The 22,321-nt window shown below is 70.3% G+C and carries 22 protein-coding genes; 7 read left to right on the forward strand and 15 right to left on the reverse strand.

Going from position 1 to position 22,321, the window contains the following annotated elements; translation table 11 throughout:
- Nucleotides 1-41: 41 nt before the first annotated feature.
- Nucleotides 42-1,424: an alpha/beta hydrolase-fold protein gene (locus AB0P25_RS05730; protein ID WP_363805938.1), complete on the forward strand. Its 1,383-nt coding sequence runs from the start codon at nucleotides 42-44 to the stop codon at nucleotides 1,422-1,424.
- A 178-nt stretch (nucleotides 1,425-1,602) separates the two neighbouring features.
- Here the strand turns inward: AB0P25_RS05730 and AB0P25_RS05735 are convergent, their stop codons facing one another.
- Complete coding sequence (locus AB0P25_RS05735; protein WP_363805940.1) at nucleotides 1,603-2,793, reverse strand: glycine C-acetyltransferase; 1,191 nt, start codon at nucleotides 2,791-2,793, stop codon at nucleotides 1,603-1,605.
- Between the two features lies 1 nt (nucleotide 2,794).
- Nucleotides 2,795-3,838: an L-threonine 3-dehydrogenase gene (tdh, locus tag AB0P25_RS05740; RefSeq protein WP_363805941.1), complete on the reverse strand. Its 1,044-nt coding sequence runs from the start codon at nucleotides 3,836-3,838 to the stop codon at nucleotides 2,795-2,797.
- 111 nt (nucleotides 3,839-3,949) lie between these two features.
- Between tdh and AB0P25_RS05745 the strand changes: the two genes are divergently transcribed.
- Nucleotides 3,950-4,690, forward strand: coding sequence for a cysteine hydrolase family protein (locus tag AB0P25_RS05745; RefSeq protein ID WP_363805943.1), 741 nt, complete (start codon nucleotides 3,950-3,952; stop codon nucleotides 4,688-4,690).
- A gap of 91 nt (nucleotides 4,691-4,781) precedes the next feature.
- On the opposite strand, the gene AB0P25_RS05750 is transcribed toward AB0P25_RS05745, so the two are convergent.
- From AB0P25_RS05750 to AB0P25_RS05770, 5 genes are all read right to left on the reverse strand, one after another.
- Nucleotides 4,782-5,195, reverse strand: a complete 414-nt coding sequence (locus AB0P25_RS05750) for a MerR family transcriptional regulator (RefSeq protein ID WP_363805944.1) — start codon at nucleotides 5,193-5,195, stop codon at nucleotides 4,782-4,784.
- A gap of 2 nt (nucleotides 5,196-5,197) precedes the next feature.
- Complete coding sequence (locus AB0P25_RS05755; protein ID WP_363805945.1) at nucleotides 5,198-6,187, reverse strand: DnaJ C-terminal domain-containing protein; 990 nt, start codon at nucleotides 6,185-6,187, stop codon at nucleotides 5,198-5,200.
- A 93-nt stretch (nucleotides 6,188-6,280) separates the two neighbouring features.
- A complete protein-coding gene (locus AB0P25_RS05760; RefSeq protein ID WP_363805947.1) occupies nucleotides 6,281-6,940 on the reverse strand; it encodes a nucleotide exchange factor GrpE in 660 nt (219 codons plus the stop codon).
- A gap of 2 nt (nucleotides 6,941-6,942) precedes the next feature.
- On the reverse strand, nucleotides 6,943-8,805 hold the full coding sequence (dnaK, locus tag AB0P25_RS05765; RefSeq protein ID WP_363805948.1) for a molecular chaperone DnaK: 1,863 nt from the start codon (nucleotides 8,803-8,805) through the stop codon (nucleotides 6,943-6,945).
- 166 nt (nucleotides 8,806-8,971) lie between these two features.
- On the reverse strand, nucleotides 8,972-10,564 hold the full coding sequence (locus tag AB0P25_RS05770; protein WP_363805949.1) for an MFS transporter: 1,593 nt from the start codon (nucleotides 10,562-10,564) through the stop codon (nucleotides 8,972-8,974).
- 113 nt (nucleotides 10,565-10,677) lie between these two features.
- On the opposite strand from AB0P25_RS05770, the gene AB0P25_RS05775 reads away from it, so the two are divergent.
- Nucleotides 10,678-11,409 carry a GTP pyrophosphokinase family protein gene (locus tag AB0P25_RS05775; protein WP_363805950.1) on the forward strand — a complete coding sequence of 244 codons (732 nt, stop codon included), beginning with the start codon at nucleotides 10,678-10,680 and terminating at the stop codon, nucleotides 11,407-11,409.
- Between the two features lie 56 nt (nucleotides 11,410-11,465).
- Nucleotides 11,466-12,896, forward strand: coding sequence for an MFS transporter (locus AB0P25_RS05780; protein WP_363805951.1), 1,431 nt, complete (start codon nucleotides 11,466-11,468; stop codon nucleotides 12,894-12,896).
- 73 nt (nucleotides 12,897-12,969) lie between these two features.
- Here the strand turns inward: AB0P25_RS05780 and AB0P25_RS05785 are convergent, their stop codons facing one another.
- The gene (locus AB0P25_RS05785; RefSeq protein ID WP_363805952.1) at nucleotides 12,970-13,653 is read right to left on the reverse strand and encodes a MarR family winged helix-turn-helix transcriptional regulator; all 684 of its coding nucleotides are present in this window, start codon (nucleotides 13,651-13,653) and stop codon (nucleotides 12,970-12,972) included.
- 55 nt (nucleotides 13,654-13,708) lie between these two features.
- Between AB0P25_RS05785 and AB0P25_RS05790 the strand changes: the two genes are divergently transcribed.
- Together AB0P25_RS05790 and idi are read left to right on the forward strand one after the other, a co-directional pair.
- The gene (locus AB0P25_RS05790) at nucleotides 13,709-14,650 is read left to right on the forward strand and encodes a MarR family winged helix-turn-helix transcriptional regulator (protein ID WP_363805954.1); all 942 of its coding nucleotides are present in this window, start codon (nucleotides 13,709-13,711) and stop codon (nucleotides 14,648-14,650) included.
- Between the two features lie 9 nt (nucleotides 14,651-14,659).
- Nucleotides 14,660-15,211: an isopentenyl-diphosphate Delta-isomerase gene (gene idi, locus AB0P25_RS05795; protein WP_363805956.1), complete on the forward strand. Its 552-nt coding sequence runs from the start codon at nucleotides 14,660-14,662 to the stop codon at nucleotides 15,209-15,211.
- A gap of 84 nt (nucleotides 15,212-15,295) precedes the next feature.
- On the opposite strand, the gene AB0P25_RS05800 is transcribed toward idi, so the two are convergent.
- Genes AB0P25_RS05800 through dcd form a run of 3 tightly spaced genes read right to left on the reverse strand, consistent with a single transcriptional unit; the run spans nucleotide 15,296 to nucleotide 17,221 of the window.
- Nucleotides 15,296-16,042 (reverse strand): glycoside hydrolase family 16 protein, encoded by a 747-nt coding sequence (locus AB0P25_RS05800; RefSeq protein ID WP_363805958.1) that lies wholly within the window; start codon nucleotides 16,040-16,042, stop codon nucleotides 15,296-15,298.
- Between the two features lie 13 nt (nucleotides 16,043-16,055).
- Nucleotides 16,056-16,583 carry a hypothetical protein gene (locus AB0P25_RS05805; RefSeq protein WP_363805959.1) on the reverse strand — a complete coding sequence of 176 codons (528 nt, stop codon included), beginning with the start codon at nucleotides 16,581-16,583 and terminating at the stop codon, nucleotides 16,056-16,058.
- Between the two features lie 35 nt (nucleotides 16,584-16,618).
- The gene (gene dcd / locus AB0P25_RS05810; RefSeq protein ID WP_064110137.1) at nucleotides 16,619-17,221 is read right to left on the reverse strand and encodes a dCTP deaminase; all 603 of its coding nucleotides are present in this window, start codon (nucleotides 17,219-17,221) and stop codon (nucleotides 16,619-16,621) included.
- Nucleotides 17,222-17,283: 62 nt separating this feature from the next.
- Here dcd and AB0P25_RS05815 point away from each other — a divergent pair, with 62 nt between their 5' ends.
- Nucleotides 17,284-18,144 carry a hypothetical protein gene (locus AB0P25_RS05815; protein WP_363805961.1) on the forward strand — a complete coding sequence of 287 codons (861 nt, stop codon included), beginning with the start codon at nucleotides 17,284-17,286 and terminating at the stop codon, nucleotides 18,142-18,144.
- 1 nt (nucleotide 18,145) lies between these two features.
- Here AB0P25_RS05815 and AB0P25_RS05820 read toward each other — a convergent pair whose 3' ends face one another.
- The 4 genes from AB0P25_RS05820 to kdpB are packed head-to-tail and all read right to left on the reverse strand — an operon-like array spanning nucleotide 18,146 to nucleotide 22,313.
- Nucleotides 18,146-18,757 carry an MBL fold metallo-hydrolase gene (locus AB0P25_RS05820; RefSeq protein WP_363805963.1) on the reverse strand — a complete coding sequence of 204 codons (612 nt, stop codon included), beginning with the start codon at nucleotides 18,755-18,757 and terminating at the stop codon, nucleotides 18,146-18,148.
- Entirely contained in the window at nucleotides 18,754-19,548 is a 795-nt protein-coding gene (locus AB0P25_RS05825; RefSeq protein WP_363805964.1) for a thioesterase family protein, read from the reverse strand. Before AB0P25_RS05825 ends, AB0P25_RS05820 begins: the two co-directional genes overlap by 4 nt.
- Before the next feature lie 10 nt (nucleotides 19,549-19,558).
- Complete coding sequence (kdpC, locus tag AB0P25_RS05830) at nucleotides 19,559-20,182, reverse strand: potassium-transporting ATPase subunit KdpC (protein WP_363805965.1); 624 nt, start codon at nucleotides 20,180-20,182, stop codon at nucleotides 19,559-19,561.
- Nucleotides 20,183-20,201: 19 nt separating this feature from the next.
- A complete protein-coding gene (gene kdpB, locus AB0P25_RS05835; protein WP_363805966.1) occupies nucleotides 20,202-22,313 on the reverse strand; it encodes a potassium-transporting ATPase subunit KdpB in 2,112 nt (703 codons plus the stop codon).
- Between the last annotated feature and the right edge of the window lie 8 nt (nucleotides 22,314-22,321).

The raw sequence follows: 22,321 nt of genomic DNA on the forward strand, positions 1-22,321 counted from the left end.
GCGCCGCTGTTTCCCGATTTCGCCGCCGTAGACTGACCGGGATGTCCACCCTGACCTGGCTCGCCGCCGCACTCGTGGCCGTCGGCGCCTACCCGGCGTACCGGTTCGTGCGGCGGTCGTGGCGGTTCCGGGCGACGGCGACCGTGGTCGCTGTCGTCACGGCGCAGGTGCTCGGGCTCGCGGTCGTGCTGCTGGGCGTGGTGCTGCTCCCCCGTCCGGACCTCGTCGGGGTCGGATGGTTCGCTCTCCTGCTCGCCGCGACCGTCGTGCCGCTCGCGCTCGGCGATGCGGTCCAGTCGGCCGGCCGTCGGCCGGCGCGGGTCGCGGTCGCGGTGGTCGCGGGCGCCCTCGCCGCCGGGGTCATCGGTGTCGCCGCGGTGCCCGCGTTCGCGCAGCCGGTGGTCGCCGGCCGCGCCATCCCGGTCACCGAGAAGACCCTGGCCGACGGATACCAGCTGGCGGTCAGCATCCCGCCCACGGCGTCCGGCTTCCAGGCACGCGCGGCCCACCTGTTCGTGCCGCCGGGCTGGCTGCGCGATCCGTCCGGCACGCGCCCGGTGGTCGAGATGATGATGGGCCAGCCGGGGAGCCCCACCCTGGGCGCGACGCTGGATGCGCTGCACAGCCTCGGCGATGACCGTCTCGACCAGGCTCCGTTCGTGCTCGTCGTCGACCAGCTCGGCGCCATCGACGAGAACCCGCCGTGCGCGGACGTGCCCGGCAGTTCGCTGGCCACGTACCTGCAGAAGGACGTGCCCGCCTGGATCGACGCGAACCTCCCGGCGTCGCGCGACCGCGCGGACCGGGTGATCGCCGGGTTCTCGCACGGCGGCGAGTGCGCGGCCTACCTGGGTGCGGAGTTCCCGCAGTCGTGGGGCGCGGTCATCGACATCTCCGGGCCGGACAAGCCGGGCGAGTACCGGCCCACCCTGACCCGCACGAAGTACTTCGGCGGCTCGCAGACCGCGTACGAGGAGACCTGGCCGGCCAACGTGCTCGCGTCGCGCGATTACCCGGAGCCGATGGTCGGCATCTTCGTCGCGGGCGAGCAGGACGCGCACTTCCGGCCGCAGGTGGAGGACACGGCGACCGCGGCCGAGGACGCGGGCTGGACGGTGACGTACTGGGCTGTTCCCGGCGCGGGGCACTCCAGCCCCACGCTGACCAAAGGCCTGGCCACCGGGTACAACCAGCTGATCGGCGCGTGGGTGCAGACCGGCGCGACGAGCGCGGGCGAGCGGTTCCTGTGCACCGCCGACCAGACGCCGCGGTCGTGCGGGCTGACGCAGGCGGCGGCGGTCGGCGGGACGGTCGCGATCGTCGACCTGTCCGCGCTCGCGGTGTTCCTGATGGTCGCGCTGTCGCTGTTCTTCGCGCGCCGCGGCGTTGCGCTGCGCCGCGCGCGGCCGTCGCTCGACGACTGACCGCGGCTCCTCCCTGCGGGCATTCGGCACGAATGCGCGTTATTCGTGCCGAATCGTGCGCATTCGGCACGAATCGTCGGGCGGCTCAGCGGCCGGCATTCGTCACGAATCTGCGATTCGTGCCGAATGTGCGCAATCGGTCACGAATAACGCACATTCGGCACGAATGCTCGTGCGGCTAGGCGGCAGCGACGGCGTCGCGGGACGCGACGAACGCGTCCACGCAGCGCCGGATCTCCTCCTCGGTGTGCGCCGCCGACAGCTGCACGCGGATGCGTGCTCGGCCCTTCGGCACCACCGGATACGAGAACGCGGTGACGTACACGCCCTGCCGCTGCATCTCATCCGCGATCCGGGCCGTGAGCGCCGCGTCTCCGAACATGACCGGCACGATGGGGTGCGCGCCCGGCAGCAGGTCGAAGCCGGCCTCGGTCATCAGCCGGCGGAACAGCTCGGCGTTGGCGACGAGCTGTGCCCGGAGGTGGTCCGACTGCTCCAGCAGGTCGAGCGCGGCGAGCGTCCCGGCGACGATGGACGGCGCGAGCGTGTTCGAGAACAGGTAGGGCCGGGCGCGCTGGCGCAGCAGGTCCACGATCTCGCGGCGGCTCGAGACATAGCCGCCGGAGGCGCCGCCGAGCGCCTTGCCGAAGGTGCCCGTGTAGATGTCCACCCGGTCCGCGACCCCGCAGAACTCGGGCGTCCCGCGGCCGTGCTCGCCGAGGAAGCCCACCGCGTGCGAGTCGTCGACGAAGACCAGCGCGCCGAACTCGTCGGCGAGGTCGCAGATCTCGGCGAGCGGCGCGATGTAGCCGTCCATCGAGAACACGCCGTCGGTCACGATCATCGTGAACCGGGCGCCCGCGTCCTTCGCCGCCTGCAGCTGCGCGCGCAGGTCGTCCATGTCCCGGTTCTTGTACCGGTAGCGCTGTGCCTTCGACAGGCGGATGCCGTCGATGATCGACGCGTGGTTCAGCTCGTCGGAGACGATCGCATCCTCCGCCGAGAACAGCGTCTCGAACACACCGCCGTTCGCGTCGAAGCAGGACGAGAACAGGATGGTCGCCTCCGTGCCGAGGAACCCGGACACCCGCCGCTCGAGCTCGAGGTGCTGCTCCTGCGTGCCGCAGATGAACCGCACCGACGCCATCCCGTAGCCCCAGTCGTCGAGCGCGGTCTTGGCCGCGTCGCGCAGGGCGGGGTGGTCGGCCAGGCCGAGGTAGTTGTTGGCGCAGAAGTTCAGCACCTCCTGCCCGTCGGCCGTGATCAGCGCCGACTGCGGACCGTGGATGCTGCGCTCGCGCTTGGTGAGCCCGGCCTCCTCGATCTCCGCCAGCTGCCCGGCGATGTGCTCCTTGAAGCTCCCGTACATCTCAGACCTCCGTCCAGTCGAGGATGACCTTGCCGCCACCGGCCGAGGCCGCTGCAGCGAACCCCTTCTCCCAGTCGCGCGCCGCGAACCGGTCGGACACGATCGACGCGATCGCGTCGTGCAGCTCGGTCGACGTCTGCAGCATCGCGCCCATCGCGTTCCACGTCTCGAACATCTCGCGGCCGTAGATGCCCTTCAACGTCAGCATGTGCGTGACGACGATCCCCCAGTCGACCGCGATCGGCTTCGCCGGGAGGCCGAGCATGGCGATCCGGCCGCCGTGGTTCATGTTCTCGATCATCGAGGGCAGCGCGGTGGGCGCGCCGCTCATCTCGAAGCCGACGTCGAAGCCCTCGCGCATCCCGAGCGCCTTCTGCGCCTCGTGGATGTCGTGCTTCGAGACGTCCACCGTGAAGTCGGCGCCCATCCCCTTCGCCAGTTCGAGCCGCTGCGCGCTGACGTCGGTGCCGACGATGAAGCGCGCGCCGACGTGGCGGGCGACCGCGATCGCCATGAGACCGATGGGGCCGCATCCGGTGACCAGGACGTCCTCGCCGACGACCGGGAAGGCGAGCGCGGTGTGGACGGCGTTGCCCAGCGGGTCGAAGAGCGCGCCGACCTCGGGCTCGATCGCGCTGTGGTGCACCCAGACGTTGGTCGCGGGGAGCACCAGCTGCTCGGCGAACGCGCCGTCGCGCTGCACGCCGACGCCCTGGGTGCGGATGCACATCTGGCGGCGCCCGGCGCGGCAGTTGCGGCAGGTGCCGCAGACGATGTGACCCTCGCCCGAGACCTTGTCGCCGACGGCGACGTCGCGGACCAGCGGGCCGACCTCGACGACCTCGCCGAAGAACTCGTGGCCGGGGATGAGCGGGGACTTCACGGCCGACGCCGCCCAGTCGTCCCAGCGCTGGATGTGCAGGTCGGTGCCGCAGATGCCGGTGCGCAGGACGCGGATCCGGACATCCTCCGGGCCCATCTCGGGCTCGGGCACGTCGACCAGTTCGAGACCCGGTGCGGCCTCGCTCTTGAACAGGGCTCTCATCGTCGCTTCCTCGTGGGAGTCGGTGTGCTTCATCGCGCGGCCGCCACGTCTTGTGGACGAGGATGCGGCCGACATAGAGCCTACCTGCGCGTCGCTCGCTAGAGTGCGGCTATGAAGCGCGCGCTGATCGTGATCGACCTGCAGAACGAGTACGTCACCGGCAACCTGAAGATCTGCTTCCCGGATCTGATGACGTCCATCCCGAACATCGAGGTGGCCTGGGATGCCGCCGACGATCACGGCGTGCCCGTCGTCGTGGTGCAGCACCTCGAGGACGAGGGTGCGCCGGTGTTCGCCCGCGGCTCGGACGGTGCGGCGCTTCACGCGTCGATCGCCGACCGGACGCCCGCGCACCTAGTCACCAAGGGCAGTGTGTCGGCCTTCCCCGGCACCGACCTGGAGCAGTGGCTGCGTGCGAACGACGTGGACACGCTCACCATCGCGGGCTACATGACGCAGCACTGCTGCGCGGGCACGGCGCGGGATGCGGCCGAGCTGGGCTTCACGGTCGAGTTCCTGTCGGATGCGACGGGGACGCTCGACCTCGTGAACGAGGCCGGCGCGATCTCGGCGGACGCGCTCCACCGCTCGGTCCTCGTGACCATGCAGTCGGAGTTCGCGGCGGTCGCGACCACCGAGGAGTGGACGCTCGCGGCCGAGGCCGGCGACGCGCTCCCGGTGTCGAACCTGTGGGACAGCACCGGTCACTCCCGGCTGCCGGAGAAGCACGCGGAGCTGCACAAGCTGATGCGCGAGGTGCGAGCGGGCATCGACCGCGACATCGCGGCCGAGGAGGCCCACAACCTCGAGAACACCCTCTACGTGGGCCAGGGCGTCTCCTCCCACCTCTGATCCACCACGCGAAGGGCAGGTAGTTGCGCGCCGATACGGCGTGTCGACCGCAACTACCTGCCCTTCGCTTGCGGGGGAAGGCGGGGAGGGGTCAGCGGTCGAGGGGGCGCCAGACCACGAGGGAGGTGCTGCGGCGCGTGCGGGTGCCGGCGCGCAGGGGCACGACCTCGCCCTCGGAGCCGGCCGCGAAGACGCGGCGGCCCGGGCGGTTGAGCAGTTCGTCCGCCAGGGCGCTCTCGAGCTCCCGGACGCGGCCGCGCAGCTCGCCGACCTGGTCCTCCAGCTCGATGATGCGCCGGATGCCCTCGAGGCTGACGCCCTCGGAGCCGAGGCGCGCGATCTCCTGCAGCTTGGCGATGTCGCGCATCGAGTAGCGGCGCGACTTGCCGGCGGTCCGGCTGGGGCTGACGAGTCCGAGCCGGTCGTACTGGCGGAGCGTCTGCGGGTGCATGCCCGCGAGCTCCGCCGCGATCGAGATCACGAAGACCTGGCTGTTCTCGTCCATCGTCAGCTCCGGGCCTTGGCCAGGATGTCGTCGCGCGGGTTCTCCTGCGGGAGCGACGCCGCGAACTCCTCGAGCTTCTCCTTCGCCTCACCGGAGAGGTGCGACGGGACCGCTATCTGGACGACCGCGAGCAGGTCGCCGGTGCCCTTGCTGGTCTCGACGCCACGGCCCTTCACGCGCAGCACGCGGCCGCTCGGGGTGCCGGGGGCGACGCGCAGCTTGACGGGGTCTCCGCCGAGGGTCGGGACCTCGATGGTCGCGCCGAGCGCGGCCTCCGCGAAGGTGACCGGGACGGTGACGCGCAGGTTGAGGCCGTCGCGCTCGAACACCGGGTGCTTGCGCACGGTCACGGTGAGGACGATGTCCCCCGCCTCGCCGCCATCCGGCGACGGCTGGCCCTTGCCGCGCAGCTTGATCTTCTGGCCGTCCGCGACGCCGGCGGGGATCTTGACCTTGATCGGCTTGCCGTCGGACGCCTGCAGGGTGATCGTCTCGCCGCGCGTGGCGGTGACGAAGTCGATGGTGGTGTGGGCGGTCACGTCGCGACCGCGGGTCGGGCCGCCGTAGCCCTGGAAGCCGCCGCTCGTCTGCCCGAACCGGCCGTTGCCGAACAGGCCGCCGAAGACGTCGTCGAACCCGCCGCCGCCCTGCTGGAACGTGTAGCGCTGGTTGCCGCCCTGGCCGAACATCCCGCCGAAGACGTCGTCGAAGCCGCCTCCCGCGCCACCGCCGCCGGGCGCGGTGAACCGGGCGCCCGATCCCATCGCGCGGATCTGGTCGTACTCCTTGCGCTCCTCGGGATCGCTGAGCACCGAGTAGGCCTCGCTGATCTCCTTGAACTTGGCCTCCGCGGCGGCGTCGCCGGGGTTGGAGTCGGGGTGGTACTTGCGGGCGAGCTTGCGGTAGGTCTTCTTGAGGTCCGCTTCGCTGACGTCCTTGGAGACGCCGAGCACCTTGTAGAAGTCCTTGTCGAACCAGTCCTGGCTAGCCACGGGCGCCTCCTCTCAGGTCTTGATGGTGTTCGATCGCGCCGCCGGAGCGGCGGGACTCGATGTCCCGCCGCTCCGTCGTGCGTGTGTGCCGGATCAGGCCGGCACCGAGACGACGACCTTCGCCACCCGCACGGTGGTGGAGCCCAGCCGGTAGCCGGTCTCCACGACCTCGGCGACGGTGTCCGCCGTCACGCCGGGGGTGGGCTGCTGGAAGATCGCCTCGTGGATCTGCGGGTCGAAGGGATCGCCCTTCTCGCCGTAGGGGGTGAGGCCGAGACGCTCGACCGCGGTGCGGAGCTTCGCGGCGATGGTCGAGAACGCGCTGCCCTCGCCCAGGTCGCCGTGCTTCTCCGCGCGCTCGAGGTCGTCGAGCACCGGGATGAGGCCCTTGACGGCATCCCCCACGGCCCGCTCGCGCTCGATCTCGCGGTTCGCCTCGGTGCGCTTGCGGTAGTTCGCGTACTCGGCGGTGACCCGCTGGAGGTCGGCGAGACGTTCGGCCGCGACCTGCTCCGCAGTGGTCTGGCCGGAGAGGATGTCGAGGTCGTCATCGCTCAGGATGCTCTCCTCGCCCTCCCCCTCGGCCGGCCCGACGTCGACGAGCTCCTCGTGAGAGAGGTCGTTCTCGCCGGCGTCGGCCTGCTCACCCTCGGGCTGCCGGACCTTCCCGGTCTCGGGGTCGATCCTCCGCTTGTCCCGGATGATCGGATCCTCGCGTTCCGGCTCCTGCGAGCCGCCGTTCTGGTCCGACATGGTTACTTCTTCTCCTCGTCGTCGACGACCTCGGCGTCGATGACGTCCTCGTCGTCGGAGGACGACTCGCCCTGCGGCGCCTCACCGGCGTCGCCGGCCGGAGCCTCGGAGGCCTGCGCCGACGAGTAGATCGCCTCGCCCAGCTTGCCCTGGCTCGCGTTGAGCTTGTCGAACGCGGCCTTGACCGCGTCGTCGTCGTCGCCCGCGAGAGCGGTCTTGACGCCGTCGACGTCGCCCTGGACCTCGTTCTTGACGTCCTCGGGGAGCTTGTCCTCGTTGTCCTTGATCAGCTTCTCGATCGAGTAGACGAGTTGCTCGGCCTGGTTGCGGGTCTCGGCGGACTCGCGGCGCTTCTTGTCCTCCGCCGCGTGCTCCTCGGCCTCGCGCACCATGCGGTCGATGTCGTCCTTCGGCAGGCTGGACCCGCCGGTGATCGTCATCGACTGCTCCTTACCGGTGCCCTTGTCCTTCGCGGACACGTGCACGATGCCGTTGGCGTCGATGTCGAAGGTGACCTCGATCTGCGGGATGCCGCGGGGGGCCGGGGCGATGCCGGTCAGCTCGAAGGTGCCGAGCGGCTTGTTGTCGCGGGTGAACTCGCGCTCGCCCTGGAAGACCTGGATCGCGACGGACGGCTGGTTGTCGTCGGCCGTGGTGAAGGTCTCGCTGCGCTTGGTCGGGATGGCCGTGTTGCGCTCGATGAGCTTGGTCATGATCCCGCCCTTGGTCTCGATGCCGAGGGACAGCGGGGTGACGTCGATGAGGAGGACGTCCTTGCGCTCACCCTTGAGGACACCGGCCTGCAGGGCGGCGCCGACGGCGACGACCTCGTCCGGGTTCACGCCCTTGTTGGGCTCCTTGCCGCCGGTCTCCTGCTTCACGAGCTCGGACACGGCCGGCATGCGGGTGGAACCGCCCACGAGCACGACGTGCGCGATGTCGGACACCTTGATGCCGGCCTCGCGGATGACGTCCTGGAACGGCTTCTTGGTGCGGTCGAGGAGGTCGCTGGTCATCTGCTCGAACTGGGCGCGGGTCAGCGTCTCGTCGAGGTTGGCCGGGCCGTTCTCGGTGAGCGACAGGTAGGGCAGCTGGATGCTGGTCGACATGCTCGACGACAGCTCCTTCTTGGCCTGCTCCGCCGCCTCCTTCAGACGCTGGAGGGCGATCTTGTCCTTCGAGACGTCGACGCCGGTCGAGTCCTTGAAGCGCTTGATCAGCCACTCGACGATGCGCTGGTCCCAGTCGTCGCCGCCGAGGCGGTTGTCACCGGCGGTCGCACGGACCTGGATGGTCGAGAAGTCGTCGTCCTTGCCCACCTCGAGGAGGGAGACGTCGAAGGTTCCGCCGCCGAGGTCGAAGACGAGGATGAGCTCGTCCTCCTTGCCCTTGTCGAGGCCGTACGCGAGTGCGGCCGCGGTGGGCTCGTTGATGATGCGGAGCACGTTGAGGCCCGCGATCTCGCCGGCCTCCTTGGTGGCCTGACGCTCAGCGTCGTTGAAGTACGCCGGGACGGTGATGACCGCGTCGGTGACGGTGTCGCCGAGGTACTGCTCGGCGTCGCGCTTCAGCTTCTGCAGGATGCGCGCCGAGATCTCCTGGGCGGTGTACTTCTTGCCGTCGATCTCGGTGGTCCAGGTGGTGCCCATGTGGCGCTTGACCGACGAGATCGTGCGGTCGACGTTGGTGACCGCCTGGCGCTTCGCGGTCTCGCCGACGAGGACCTCGCCGTCCTTGGTGAAGGCGACCACCGACGGGGTGGTGCGGAAGCCCTCCGCGTTCGCGATGACCGTGGGCTCGCCGCCCTCGAGGACCGCGACGACGGAGTTGGTCGTTCCGAGGTCGATACCTACTGCACGTGACATGTGTGCTTCTCTCCTTTGTTGCTGGCTTATGGCCGTGAAAGTCTGGGGTCAAGACTTGAGCCTCGACGACTCAAGACTGTCATCCGGGATGGATGCTGTCAAGAGGGTCGGACGCAAACTTGAGTACACTTGACTCAACTTTGAGGAGACGCTCGGTATTCCCCGATCACCCCGCCAGCGTGCCCTCCGCCGCCGCGTTCGCGACGGGGTCGGGCAGGCGGCGCATCCGGAACGCGTTGCCGACGCCGATGAGGCCCGCGAGCACGGGGACGAGCAGCGCCACCTGGAGCGAGATGGGCCGCGCCTCGGTGTTGATGCGGACCACCTCCTCCCGGATCGCCGGCGGCTCGGTGGCCAGCAGCTCGGCCAGCTTCGCGTTCGACATGACCTCCGCGTCCGACTCGAGCGTCGACGAGATCTGCGCTTTGTCGTCCGGGGGCAGCACGGTGCTGGCGTCGGTCTTCGCCTGGAACGTGAAGGCGAGCGTCGCGAGCATGATCGCGCCGGCGAACGCCAGGCCGAACGAGAGCCCGAACGACCCGGCGGCGGAGTTGACCCCCGCGGCCTCACTGACCCGCTCGTCCGAGATGGGCGACAGCGTGTAGTTGTTCAGCTGCGACACGAGCAGGCCGAGGCCCGAACCCGCGATGATCAGCGGGATGGTGAGGTACCAGCCCGACGTGGCGATCGGCACGAGCGGGATGATGACGGCGACCCCGACCACCGTCAGCGAGAATCCCCACAGGATGAGGTTCGCCGGCCGCTGCTTGAGGCGCCGCCCCGCGATCAGCGCGACCGCGAACATGCTGAGCGACAGGGGCGCGATCGAGAGCCCGGAGAAGAGGGCGTTGTACTCGAGCACCATCTGCAGATAGATCGGCAGCGCGATCATCGTGCCGCCCAGCGCGATCTGCTGCAGCAGCTGACCGGACACCCCGGATTGGAAGAGCTTCGACCGGAACAGGCCGGGGTCGAGCAGCGTCGGCTTCCCGCGCCGCGAGCGCGACCGCAGCCAGATGGTCAGCGAGCCCAGCCCGGCGACGCCGACGAGGATGATGAGCAGCACCCGCTCGCCGCCCTCCTGCCAGACGAGGATGCCGGTGACGATGCCGCCCATCCCGATCACCGACAGCAGCGCGCCGACCAGGTCGATGGACCGCTCGCCGGTGTACTTCACGTCCTTGACGAGCCCGATGCCGGACAGGACCACTGCGATGATCGCGGCCTCCAGCAGGAACCCGACCCGCCAGGAGAGGAAGGTGGTGATGAAGCCGCCGAGCAGCGGGCCGACGGCGGCCGCGATCGCCGCCGACGCTCCGACGAGCGCATAGACGCGCTTCTGCTGGGCGCCCTCGAAGTTGCCGTGGATCAGCGACTGCATCGCCGGCAGCAGGAGCGAGGCGCCGATCCCGCCGATGACGGCCCAGAAGATGATGATGGCCGTCAGGTTCTGCGCCAGCGTCATCGCGATCGCTCCGACGGCGTAGCCGAGCAGACCCAGCACATAGGCCAGCTTGCGGCCGATCAGGTCGCCGGTCTTGCCGCCGATCAGGATGAACGCCGCCGACACCAGCGCCTCCAGCGCGATCGCGCTCTGCACGCCGCTGACCGTCGTGTGCAGATCGTGGACCACGGCCGAGATGGACACGTTCATCAACGATGTGTCGACGACGAGGACGAACATCGCCATGGCCAGCAGAATCGCCAGGCGACCGTTGAACTTCACGGGCGCCACCGGCGCGGTCGATGCATCGGCCATGGCGTCCACCTTTCGTCGGCCGTCCCCCTCACGGGTAGGGAAGCACATGGACCGGCGGTTGGGACCTCCCGATTCACACCGCTCGCACAAACGCCGTCGCTAGCGTCGGGAACATGGATCCGGACCCGCACGCCGCCCCGCTGCTGTCGTCGCGCGCCATCGAGGCGCTGCAGAACATCGACCCCGCGACGCTGAGCGAGGTCCAGGCGTTCCGGGACGACTTCGCGCGGTTCATCATGCCGTACAAGTTCGGCATCGACGAGATCTCGACCAAGGTGAGCATCCTGCGGGAGGAGTTCGCCGAGCTGCACGACTACAACCCGATCGAGCACATCTCGAGCCGGCTCAAGTCTCCGGAGAGCATCGAGCAGAAGGTCATCCGCAAGAACTGCGAGCCCAGCTTCGAGGTGATCCGGCAGGAGATCACCGACATCGCCGGTATCCGGATCGTGTGCAGCTTCACCTCCGACGTGTACCGCGTCTTCGACCTGCTGACCGCGCAGGAGGACGTCCGCACGCTGCGGGTGAAGGACTACATCGCGCACCCCAAGCCCAACGGATACAAGAGCCTGCACGTCATCGTCGAGGTGCCCGTCTTCCTCAGCGAGGGCCCGGTGCTGGTGCCGGTCGAGATCCAGCTGCGGACGGTCGCCATGGACTTCTGGGCCAGCCTCGAGCACAAGATCTACTACAAGTACGACGGTGAGGTGCCGGAGGCGCTGCTCCGCGACCTGACCGCGGCGGCGACCACGGCCAGCCAGCTCGACGTGACGATGGAGGACCTGCACCGGCAGGTGCGCGGCGACGACCGCGGGACCGTGTACAGCCTGCCGGCGTCGATCTAGCGCGCGGCGTCCGAGTCGTTCACCTGCCGTTGGCGCGGCGGCCCTACAGTGTCCCCATGGCCACCGATTCCCCCGGTCGCGCGGCGGGCGACGACGCCCTGGTGACGACCGCGAGCCCTCTCTTCGCCGACAGCGACACCGACCGGCGCATCCCCGCCCGCTGGGTGGTGTCGTGGGCCCTGTGGGACTGGGGAGGCGCGGCCTTCAACGCGGTCATCACCACGTTCGTCTTCACCGTCTATCTGACCAGCAGCCTGTTCGTCGACCCGGCGATCGTGTCGGCGAAGAACGCCGAGTCCGGCACCTCCGGACCGGCGCACACCGCGTACGACGCGGCGGTCGCGGTGCTGTCGAGCGGGCTGGCGTGGGGCGTCGGCATCGCGGGGATCATCGTCGCCCTGATCGCCCCCGTGCTGGGCCAGCGGACGGACGGCTCCGGCCGCCGCAAGCTGTGGCTCGGCGTGAACACCGGCGTGGTCGTCGTGGTCACCGCGCTGATGTTCTTCGTCGTGGGCGAGCCGGCGTACTTCCTGCTCGGCGTCGCGCTCGTGGCGATCGGGACGGTGTTCTACGAGATCGCGACCGTCAACTACAACGCGATGCTCGTGCAGGTGTCGACCCCGAAGACGGTGGGACGCGTCAGCGGCTTCGGCTGGGGCGCCGGCTACCTGGGCGGCATCGTTCTGCTGCTCATCGTGTACTTCGGGATGGTGACGGGCGACGGCGGTCTGCTGCACGTCCCGACGGAGGCCGGGCTCAACATCCGCTTCGTCGCGCTGGTCGCCGCGCTCTGGACGCTGGTGTTCTCGCTCCCCGTGCTGTTCGTGGTGCCGGAGATCCCGCCGAACGCGCGGACGCCGCGGGTCGGATTCTTCGCGTCCTACGCCGTGCTCGTGCGCGACATCGGCCGGCTGTGGAAGGAGAGCCGCAACACCGTGCTCTTCCTGATCGCGTCTGCGCTGTTCCGAGACGGGCTGGTGGGCGTGTTCACGTTCGGCGGCATCCTGGCGCAGGGGACGTTCGGGTTCACCGGCGGCCAGGTGATCATCTTCGCGATCGCCGCGAACGTGGTGGCGGGCGTCTCCACGCTGCTATCCGGGCGGCTCGACGACCGGTTCGGGCCGAAGGCGGTCATCGTCACGTCGCTCGTCGGGCTGATCGTCGCGGGGCTCGCCGTGTTCTTCACGCACGATCTGGGGGCCGCGGCGTTCTGGGTCGGCGGACTGGTGCTGTGCCTGTTCGTCGGGCCGGCGCAGTCGGCGAGCCGGACGTTCCTCGCCCGGGTCACGCCTGCCGGTCGCGAGGGCGAGGTGTTCGGGCTGTACGCGACGACCGGCCGCGCGGTGTCGTTCCTCGCGCCGACTCTGTTCGCCCTCTTCGTCGCGGTGGGCGGCGCGCAGTACTGGGGCATCCTGGCGATCGTGCTCGTCCTGGCCATCGGCCTCGCGCTGCTGCTCCCCGTGCGCGCCCCGCGCCGCGCGTCCTGACACTGCATCTACTGGTCCCGACACGCCGTTACGGCGGTGCGCATAACGGCGTGTTGGGACCAGTAGATGGAAATCAGTCGGCGGGCTCGTCGGGCGGGGGGTCGGGGGCGGGGCGGGGCCAGGCGCGGACGAAGCGGTCGAAGAGCTCGGCGAAGGTGCGCGCCTCCTCCGGGGTGAAGGCCGCGAGCGCGGTCTCGACGGCGGAGCGGCGGTGGCTGCGCAGCTCCTCGAGCAGCGCGCGGCCGGCGGTCGTCAGCTGGATGAGCGCGCGGCGGGCATCGGACGGGTCGGGGATGCGTCGCACCAGCCCGCGCTCCACCCCCTCCTGCACGAGGCGGCTCGCACGGGGCTGATCCACACCGATCGCGGCGGCCACCCCGCTGACGGACAGGCTGCGGCCGTCCGCGTCGGCGGACTCCAGCGCCTCGAGCATGCGGACGCGCGCGATGCGCCCGAGCGATCCGTCGCGACCACGGCGGCCGGGACCGGAGCGCGCGGAGTCCCCGAAGGGCATTCCGCCCGGCTGTCCGGCTTCGCCGCCCGGGCCGCCCGCGGCGCCCGGAGCCCAGGGGCCGCCGAACGGGCCGGCCCAGTGCCCGCCGTGGTGACCATGGGAGTGGCCGTGCGGCATTCCCTCGCCCCACGGCGGCCGACGCCGGGACTGGTCGCGCCGCACCGCGAGCAGTGCGTGCTCGATCATCGCGACGATGTCCGCTTCTGGCGGAATCCCCGATTCGTCTTGACGTCCCGTGCTCATGCATGTAACTATACATTTACTTGTAACAGTACATGCAAACGAAAGGAGAGCCCCGATGGCGAACATCGACGACTCCACACAGACGCCGCCCGGATACTGGTTCGGCGTGATCGAAGGCCGGCTGCACCAGCGGATGCGGGACGCACTGGCCGATCAGGGACTGCGCCGCGGAAGCTGGCGCATCCTCCACACCCTGGCCGACGGACCCGCCACGGCCGACGAGCTTGCCGAGCGCCTGCCGCACGGTGACGAGCAGCGCGGGCACGGCCAGGGCCGCCGCGACGGTTACGCCCGCGGCCGCGGCTATGGCTTCCGCTACGGATGGCGGAGCCAGGAGCCGCGCGACGAGCGCGTCCCCGGCGCCGAGGGCCACGAGGGTCAGCACCCGCAGGGCGCGCGCCCCGATCACCGCGACGGCGAGCACCACGAGCACCACGAGCACCACGAGCACCACGAGCACCACGGCGACCATCACCACGGCGAGCACCATGGCGACCACGGCTTCGAGCGCGCCTTCGAGCGCGGCTACGCCCGCGGGTTCGACCGCGGCGTCGGCTTCGGCGCGACGCGGTTCGGCCACCCCGCGGGTCCCTTCCCCGGCGGACGCGGCTACGGCCCCTTCCCCGGCGGGCACGGCTACGGCCCCTGGGCCGCCGACGTCGGCCGTCCAGCGCGTCCGTTCAGCGGCCATCGTCACGGCGGTCCCGGCGACCGCGGCGCCCGCCGCGCGCACCGCATCCACCGCACCCTCGCCGACTTCGTCGAGCGCGGCTGGGTCTGGTTCGACGGCGACCGCGCCACCCTGACCGATGAGGGACGCGCCGCTCACGACCGCGCGATCGAGCGGGTCCAGGAGGTGCGCGCCCAGCTCGCCGACGGCATCTCCGAGAGCGACTACGCGACCGCGATGACCACGCTCGAGGCGATGGCGCGCAACCTCGGGTGGCGCCCGTCGTCCGAGACGTCCGGCGAGGGCGCCGCGCCCGACCCCGCCTAGGATGGACGCATGACGCCACCCCGCGAAGAGGTCGTGCTGCTCGCCGAGGACGGCACGCCGATCGGCACGGCGGACAAGGCGACGGTGCACACGACGGACACGCCGCTGCACCTCGCCTTCTCCTGCCACCTCTTCGACGGGGAGGGCCGCATCCTGGTCACACGTCGCGCCCTCGGCAAGGCGACGTGGCCCGGGGTGTGGACCAATTCCTTCTGCGGACACCCGGGCCCCGGCGAGGCGTTCGAGGACGCCGTGCGCCGGCGTGCGGCCGACGAGCTGGGCGCCGAGATCGACAACCTCACACCGGTCCTGCCCGACTTCCGGTACCGCGCCGTCGACGCGGCCGGGATCGTCGAGTACGAAGTGTGCCCGGTCTACACCGCGACCATCGTCGGGGAGCTCGACCCGTCGCCCGATGAGGTCGCGGAGTGGACGTGGGCCGACCCGCGCACGCTGCTCACCGCGGTGGAGGCGACACCATGGGCGTTCAGCCCCTGGCTGACCCTGCAACTGCCCGCCCTCTATGCGGACGACAGCCTCGAAGCTTCAGGTCAGCTGTGAGCGCTGCTCATATTTTCCACCTGTGTAATTGACTGTGGATAACTCGTCCGCGCGTATGCCCTGAGGTGAATGCAGCGCGACCTGTCAATGCGCCCAGACCCGGTCGACCGAGAGCGTCGGGACGAAGGCGTGCTGCGGGTCGCGCGGGTCCGGCCACTCAGGGAAGTCGAAGACCGCCAGCATGAGCTGGAGCGGATACCGAGGCGGGTCGTCCAGCATCCGCACCACCCGGCCGTCGACGCGGAAGGTCGCCTCCTCGCCGTCCCAGCTCGCCTCGTACGCATGCGGCTCGGTGACGTCGATGAGCAGCGGAAGGCGCTCGAAGTCCTCCGCGAGCGCCGGGTCGCGGAAGCGGTGGAAGCCCATCCCCACGTCGGCCGAGTCGTCGCGCACGTCCCGGCCGAACACCTCCATCACGCAGAGCTCGCCGCTGCGCTCCGGCTCATCCTCGAAGCCGACGAGCCAGAGCGACGCCATCGATCGGGGGCTGAGGTACAGGGAGGCGCGCATCCCGACCGTGCCGTGGTCGATCAGGCAGCCGCGGAACTCCTCCTGCTCCTCGCGGACCCGGAGGCCGTCGCGGTACGGCTGCTGTCCGACCGCCGAGCCGACGGGGCCCGAGAAGTTGCCGGTCTGCATTCCCGAGACCCGCAGCGGCGGGCGGTGGTCGTCGCCGCACCACAGCCCCTGGTCCGGTGGGATGCTCAGCTCCAGGTGCGAGTCGTGGATCAGGTACGTCGCGCGCGTCCCGGCGAGCGAACTCCACGCGGGCAGGTAGTGCGGAAGCCACACCGATCGGTCCAGCGCCGGGTCGTCGAAGTCGTCGAACACGCCGGCCCTCCCCTCATCCGGTGCGGGTGGCGTCGATGTGCTGTTCGAGCCACCAGGTGCGGCCCTCGTCGTCGGAGACCCAACCGTCCCACTCGAACGAGTCCTCGGTGATGTTGGAGAAGTTCCAGCGGATCGGCCGGCCGTCGGTCTGCGTGCCGTCCTGCCGGATCCCGTCGCGCCGGTGCGGGGTGGCGACCAGCGTGCAGAAGTCGCCGCTGGCCGCGCCGAACCAGCTGACGCGCCAGGCGCCGAGGGCGGAGTCGTACACGCGGATGGTGGTGCCGCGGCCCTTCACGCCCTCGGGGTCGGCGTCGTCGCGGATGACGAGGACGTCCTGCACGGCGCGGCCGCCGAGCGTGTACGCGAAGATCCAGTGGTTGACCGACTCGGTCCACACCTGGGTCGTCTCGTCGAACAGCCGCACGTCGGCGCTCCAGCTGCCGACGAGGCGGCCGAAGAGCTGCATCCGCTGCGGATTGTGCTCCATCGGGCCCGAGCTGATCAGGGCCCGTGCGAACGCCGCGTCGGTGGTCTCGCTCATGGTCCCTGCTCTCTACTCAGGCGGTCAGGATGTGGTCAGGACGAGCGTCCCGCCTCGGTGGTGGAGACGTCGGTGCGATGGAAGTTGAGGTACGAACGCGATGCCGTCGGGCCGCGCTGGCCCTGGTAGCGCGAGGAGTACTCCGCCGATCCGTACGGCTTCTCGGCCGCGGAGGACAGGCGGAAGAAGCACATCTGCCCGATCTTCATGCCCGGCCACAGCTTGATCGGGAGCGTCGCGACGTTGCTCAGCTCCAGCGTGACGTGACCCGAGAAGCCCGGGTCGATGAAGCCGGCGGTGGAGTGGGTGAGCAGCCCCAGCCGGCCGAGCGAGCTCTTGCCCTCGAGCCGCGCAGCGACGTCGTCGGGAAGGCTCACGAGCTCGAAGGTCGACCCGAGCACGAACTCACCGGGGTGCAGGATGAACGGCTGGTCCGCATCCACCTCGACGAACCGCGTCAGCTCCGGCTGGTCTTCCGCCGGGTCGATGAACGGGTACTTGTGGTTGTCGAACAGCCGGAAGAAGCGGTCGAGGCGCACGTCGACGCTCGACGGCTGGACCATCTCGGGCTCGAACGGCTCCAGGGCGATGCGCCCCGAGCCCAGCTCGGCCTTGATGTCGCGATCGGAGAGAAGCACGAGGCCAGCCTATCGGGGCGGGTTGCCCGCTGCAGCCGTTCGCGTCCAGTAGCCTCCCGTTCGTGGATCTGCGCCGCTTCCTCACCGCCGTCGCCCTGCCGTTCCGCAGCGCGCTGACCTCCCGTCGCGGCCGATGGTGGCTGTTCGGTGTCGTCACGGTGGCCGGCTGGCTGGCGCTGGCGGGGTGGATGGCGTGGTCCGACGACCCGGGCGACGACGTGGCGCTGTGGACCATGCTGCTGATCTGCGGTGTCGTCGGCCTCGGTCAGGGGCTGGCCCTCCTGCCGCTCGGCACCGATACCCGGACGCGCAAGCGCGGCAAGAAGAAGGAGGCGGACGGGACCTGGCTGCTGCGGTGGTGGCAGGTGCTCCTCCTGGCCGTGGCGCACATCCTGGTCGTCACCGTGCTCGCGCTCACGCTGGTGGAGCCGGTGGGCTACGACGACATCCAGCTGGGCGTCATCTTCATGGTGCTGTTCCTCGGGACGATCGGGTGGCTGCTGGTGCCGCTGGTTCTGTTCGTCGCGATCGTCGTCGTGGCGTTGGTCGTCGGCCTGATCGTCACCGGCGTAGTGCGGATCGTCGTGGCGGCACGGTCACCACGATCGGCTGCACTGTCCCGGGCGCGCGGTGTCGCGTCCGGGATCGCGATGGTCGGCGGCGGCGTCGCGGTCGGCGCGCTGATCGCGGCGATCCCGTTCGTGTCGAGCGGACACGGCGGGAAGGGCGCGGCGGTGGCGGCGGCGGTCGTGCTGCTGCTCCAGGCGGTCGGCGTGCTGCCGTCGCCGGACGCGTGGTGGTATCTGCTGCTCCGCCTCGGCTATCTCGTCGGCATCCTCGCCGTCGTACAGTACCTGACGTTCCGGTTCTGGGGTCCCCGCATCTGGTCGGACGAGCCGGTGACCGCCGACTCCACGTCCTGACTCAGGAGGTGGACGGCCGCCACGGCTCGGCGGCGTGCGACATCCACACCGCGGTGGGTTCGAGCGCGCGGATCAGCCGCTGCCCCTCGGTCTGTGGGTCGTCGAGTTCCGCGCCCCAGACGGCGGAGTCGCCGGCGATGACGACCAGCCCCTCGTCGGTCTCGACGACCACGATCTGCGAGCCACGGGTGTGCCCCGGCGCGGGCATCAGCCGGATGCCGGGCGCGAGGACGACCTCGCCGTCCTCCGGCACGTACTGCAGCTCGACGCCCTCCGGGTCGACCCACTCGCGGATCGTGTAGTCCTCGGCGTGCCGGCCGTCCTCGAGCTCCTGCCGCTGCACGTGGATGGGCGTCCCCGCGAAGAGGTGGTTGCCGCCCGCGTGGTCGAAGTGCAGGTGCGTGTTGACGACCGCGTCGACGCTCGCGGGGTCCAGACCCCACTCGCCGACCGGCTTCAGCCGCGGATCCATGTCCTCGACCATCGAGTGCAGGGCGGTCAGCCCGGTGTCGACGAGGATGCGGCCGCCGGGGTGGTCGATGACGTGGATGTAGACGGGCAGGTCGACGCCGGCGAGGTCGCCGATGTGGACGGGCGTGACGGTGATGCTCATGGTGTCCTCTCGTGCAGCGGACGTACGGTCAGGGTCTGCTCCGCCCGGCCCACGGCTCCCTGCTCGTCGAGCAGCGCCGTGCTCGTGAGCCCTTGCCCGGCCGGTCCGAAGACGACCGTGGTGTCGAGCCCGACCCAGGACCCGGCGGGGCGGCGGAACAGGTGGATGGTCAGGTCGAGGTTCGGGAACATCCACTCCTGCGGCGAACGGCGGACCGCGACGCCGTTGGCCGTGTCCACGAGGGCGATGTAGGCGGCGTCGGGACTCGTCGGCTCGCCGGCCACCAGTTCCCGTTCGGTCCGCAGCCAGGCGGTCGCGCGTCCCGCACGCGGCGGCTCCTCGGCCCTCATCTCGAGCGAGGCGACGTAGCCGCCGGGCCAGGTGTCCGTCATGGCCCAGCGGTGATCGGGGCCGGGCAGCGTCGGGGCGTCCTCGGCCCCGCCGGCCACCGCGCTCGTGTCGCCGGTCATCGTGTACCAGGCGCGGGCGAGCACGGTCCGCCTGCCGCGGATGGTTACCGTCGCCTCGATCAACTCGATGGTCCGGCCCGGCCGGATGGTCTCGACGTGCACGTCGCAGACGTCCGCGTCGAGGAAGCCGAGGATGTCGAAGCTGATCCGGGAGAGCACCAGGTCGGTGGGCTCGTCGCGGGCCGCGCGGTACCGGTCGATCGCGTGCACGATCAGGCCGCCGAGCGGGCTGAAGTGGATCTCCGACTCCTTCCACGCGCCGCCGGCGTCGGCCGTCGGACGGTAACGGTGGTCGTCGATCCGCTCGAAGTAGGAGGACATCAGCCTCACCCTACTTGTTGCCCGCGGGGTCCATCCGTGCGAGATCGAGGTTCAGCTGCAGGACGTTCACGGTGGGCTCGCCGAGGTAGCCGAGGTCACGCTGCTGGACATGCCGGTCCACCAGCTGCCGCACCTCCTCCGCGCTGATCCCGCGGGCCTTGGCCACGGCATCCACCTGGAGCAGTGCGTAGGCGGGCGAGATGTGCGGGTCGAGGCCGGAGCCGGACGCGGTCAGCGCGTCGGCGGGGATGCTGCTGCCGCTGACGCCGTCCGTCTTCTCGATCAGCGCCTTCCGCTCCTTGACCGCTTTCAGCAGGTCGGGGTTGTTCGGGCCGAGGTTGCTGCCGCTGGACGCCCCGCCGTCGTAGCCGTCGCCGGCCGCCGAGGGCCGCGACTGGAACCACTGCGGCAGCGGGTTGCCCTTCTTGTCGGTGAAGGACTGGCCGATCAGGGCCGATCCGACCGGCTTGCCGCCGGATTCGACGATCGATCCGTTGGACTGGTTCGGGAAGGCGAGCTGCCCGATCCCGGTCACGACCAGCGGGTAGCCGATCCCGAGCACGGCGGTGAGGATGAGCAGGGCCCGCAGGCCGACCCAGTACTGGCGGCCCGTTCCCCGTGTCGAGGCGTTCATGTGCGTAGCGTTCCTTGTCTCAGAATCCGGGGATCAGGCTGACCAGGAGGTCGATCAGCTTGATGCCGATGAAGGGGGCGATGATTCCGCCCAGGCCGTAGATCAGCAGGTTGCTGCGCAGCAGGGCCGAGGCCGAGGTGGCCCGGTAGCGGACGCCGCGCAGGGCGAGCGGGATCAGGATGACGATGATGATCGCGTTGAAGATCACCGCCGAGAGGATCGCCGACGACGGCGAGTGCAGCTGCATGATGTTGAGCGCCTGGAGCCCGGGGAATACGCCCACGAACATCGCCGGGATGATCGCGAAGTACTTCGCGACGTCGTTGGCGATCGAGAAGGTGGTCAGGGCGCCGCGGGTGATGAGCAACTGCTTGCCGATGCGGACGATGTCGATCAGCTTGGTCGGGTCGGAGTCGAGGTCGACCATGTTGCCGGCCTCCTTCGCCGCCGACGTGCCGGTGTTCATCGCCACGCCGACGTCCGCCTGCGCGAGCGCGGGAGCGTCGTTCGTGCCGTCGCCGGTCATCGCGACGAGGTTGCCGCCCTCCTGCTCCTTGCGGATCAGCGCGAGTTTGTCCTCCGGCGTCGCCTCGGCGAGGAAGTCGTCGACCCCCGCCTCGGCCGCGATCGCCTTCGCGGTGACCGGGTTGTCGCCGGTGATCATGACGGTCCGGATGCCCATCCGGCGCATGTCGGCGAAGCGCTCGGTGAGGCCGGCCTTGACGATGTCCTTCAGGTAGATGACGCCGAGGATGGTCGCGTCGCCGCTGGCATTCCGGCTCGCGACCGCGAGCGGCGTCCCGCCCTGCTCGGCGATGCGCTGCACCTTCTCATCGAGGTCGCTGAGGACCGACGACGGGATGCGCGTGCTCTCCCCCGCCCAGGCGACCACCATCGACGCGGCCCCCTTGCGGACCTGCGATCCGTCGGCGAAGTCGACGCCGCTCATCCGGGTCTGCGCGGTGAACGGCACCACCTCGCCGGCGAGCTCGCCCTCGTGGATGAAGCCGAGCTGAGCGGCGAGCGCCACCACCGAGGACCCCTCGGGGGTGGGGTCGCTGAGGGAGGCGAGCGCGGCCGCCTCCCTCAGCTTCGCCGGATCGACGCCCTCGACGGGGGTGAAGTCCGCCGCCTGCCGGTTGCCGTAGGTGATGGTGCCGGTCTTATCCAGGAGCAGCGTGGTCACATCCCCGGCGGCCTCCACCGCACGGCCCGACATGGCGAGCACGTTGTGCTGCACCAGGCGGTCCATGCCGGCGATGCCGATGGCCGACAGCAGTGCGCCGATCGTCGTCGGGATGAGGCAGACCAGCAGAGCGATGAGCACCGTGACGCTGGGAGCGGCGTTCGCGAACCCGGCCGTCGGGCCGAGCACGAGCACCACGACGACGAAGACGATGGTCAGCGCGGCCAGGAGGATGTTGAGCGCGATCTCGTTCGGCGTCTTCTGCCGCGCGGCGCCCTCGACCAGGGCGATCATCCGGTCGACGAACGTCTCGCCCGGCTTGCTCGTGATGCGCACGACGATGCGGTCGGAGAGCACGCGCGTGCCGCCGGTGACGGCGCTTCGGTCGCCGCCGGACTCGCGGACGACCGGGGCCGACTCGCCGGTGATGGCCGACTCGTCCACCGAGGCGATGCCCCAGACGATGTCGCCGTCGCCGGGGATGAGCTCCCCGGCCGAGACGACGACCACGTCCCCGAGCCGGAGCTCGGCCGACGGAACCTCGGTGGTGGTGGATCCGGTGGCCGACGGGTCGCGCTTCGCGTCGTATCCCGTCACCCGGTTGGCGACGGTCGTGGTGCGCGTCTTGCGCAGGCTGGCCGCCTGCGCCTTGCCGCGTCCCTCGGCGACGGACTCGGCCAGGGTGGCGAACAGCACGGTCAGCCAGAGCCAGACGGCGATGGCCCACGTGAAGGCGATCGTGGTGGTGCTTCCGCCCGAGGTCTGCGGGCCCAGGATCGGCTCCGCGATCGCCAGCACCGTGGTCAGCGCGGCGCCGACCTCCACGATGAACATGACCGGGTTGTGCCACATGTCGCGGGGATCGAGCTTGTGGAACGCACCGGGCAGGCCGGCGATGAGCTGGCGGCCGTTGAAGGCGCCCTTGGGCGCGCGATCGGAAGGCACGCGTTCGG

Origin of the sequence: Leifsonia sp. NPDC077715, from assembly GCF_040686855.1 — a bacterium.
GTDB lineage: Bacteria > Actinomycetota > Actinomycetes > Actinomycetales > Microbacteriaceae > Leifsonia.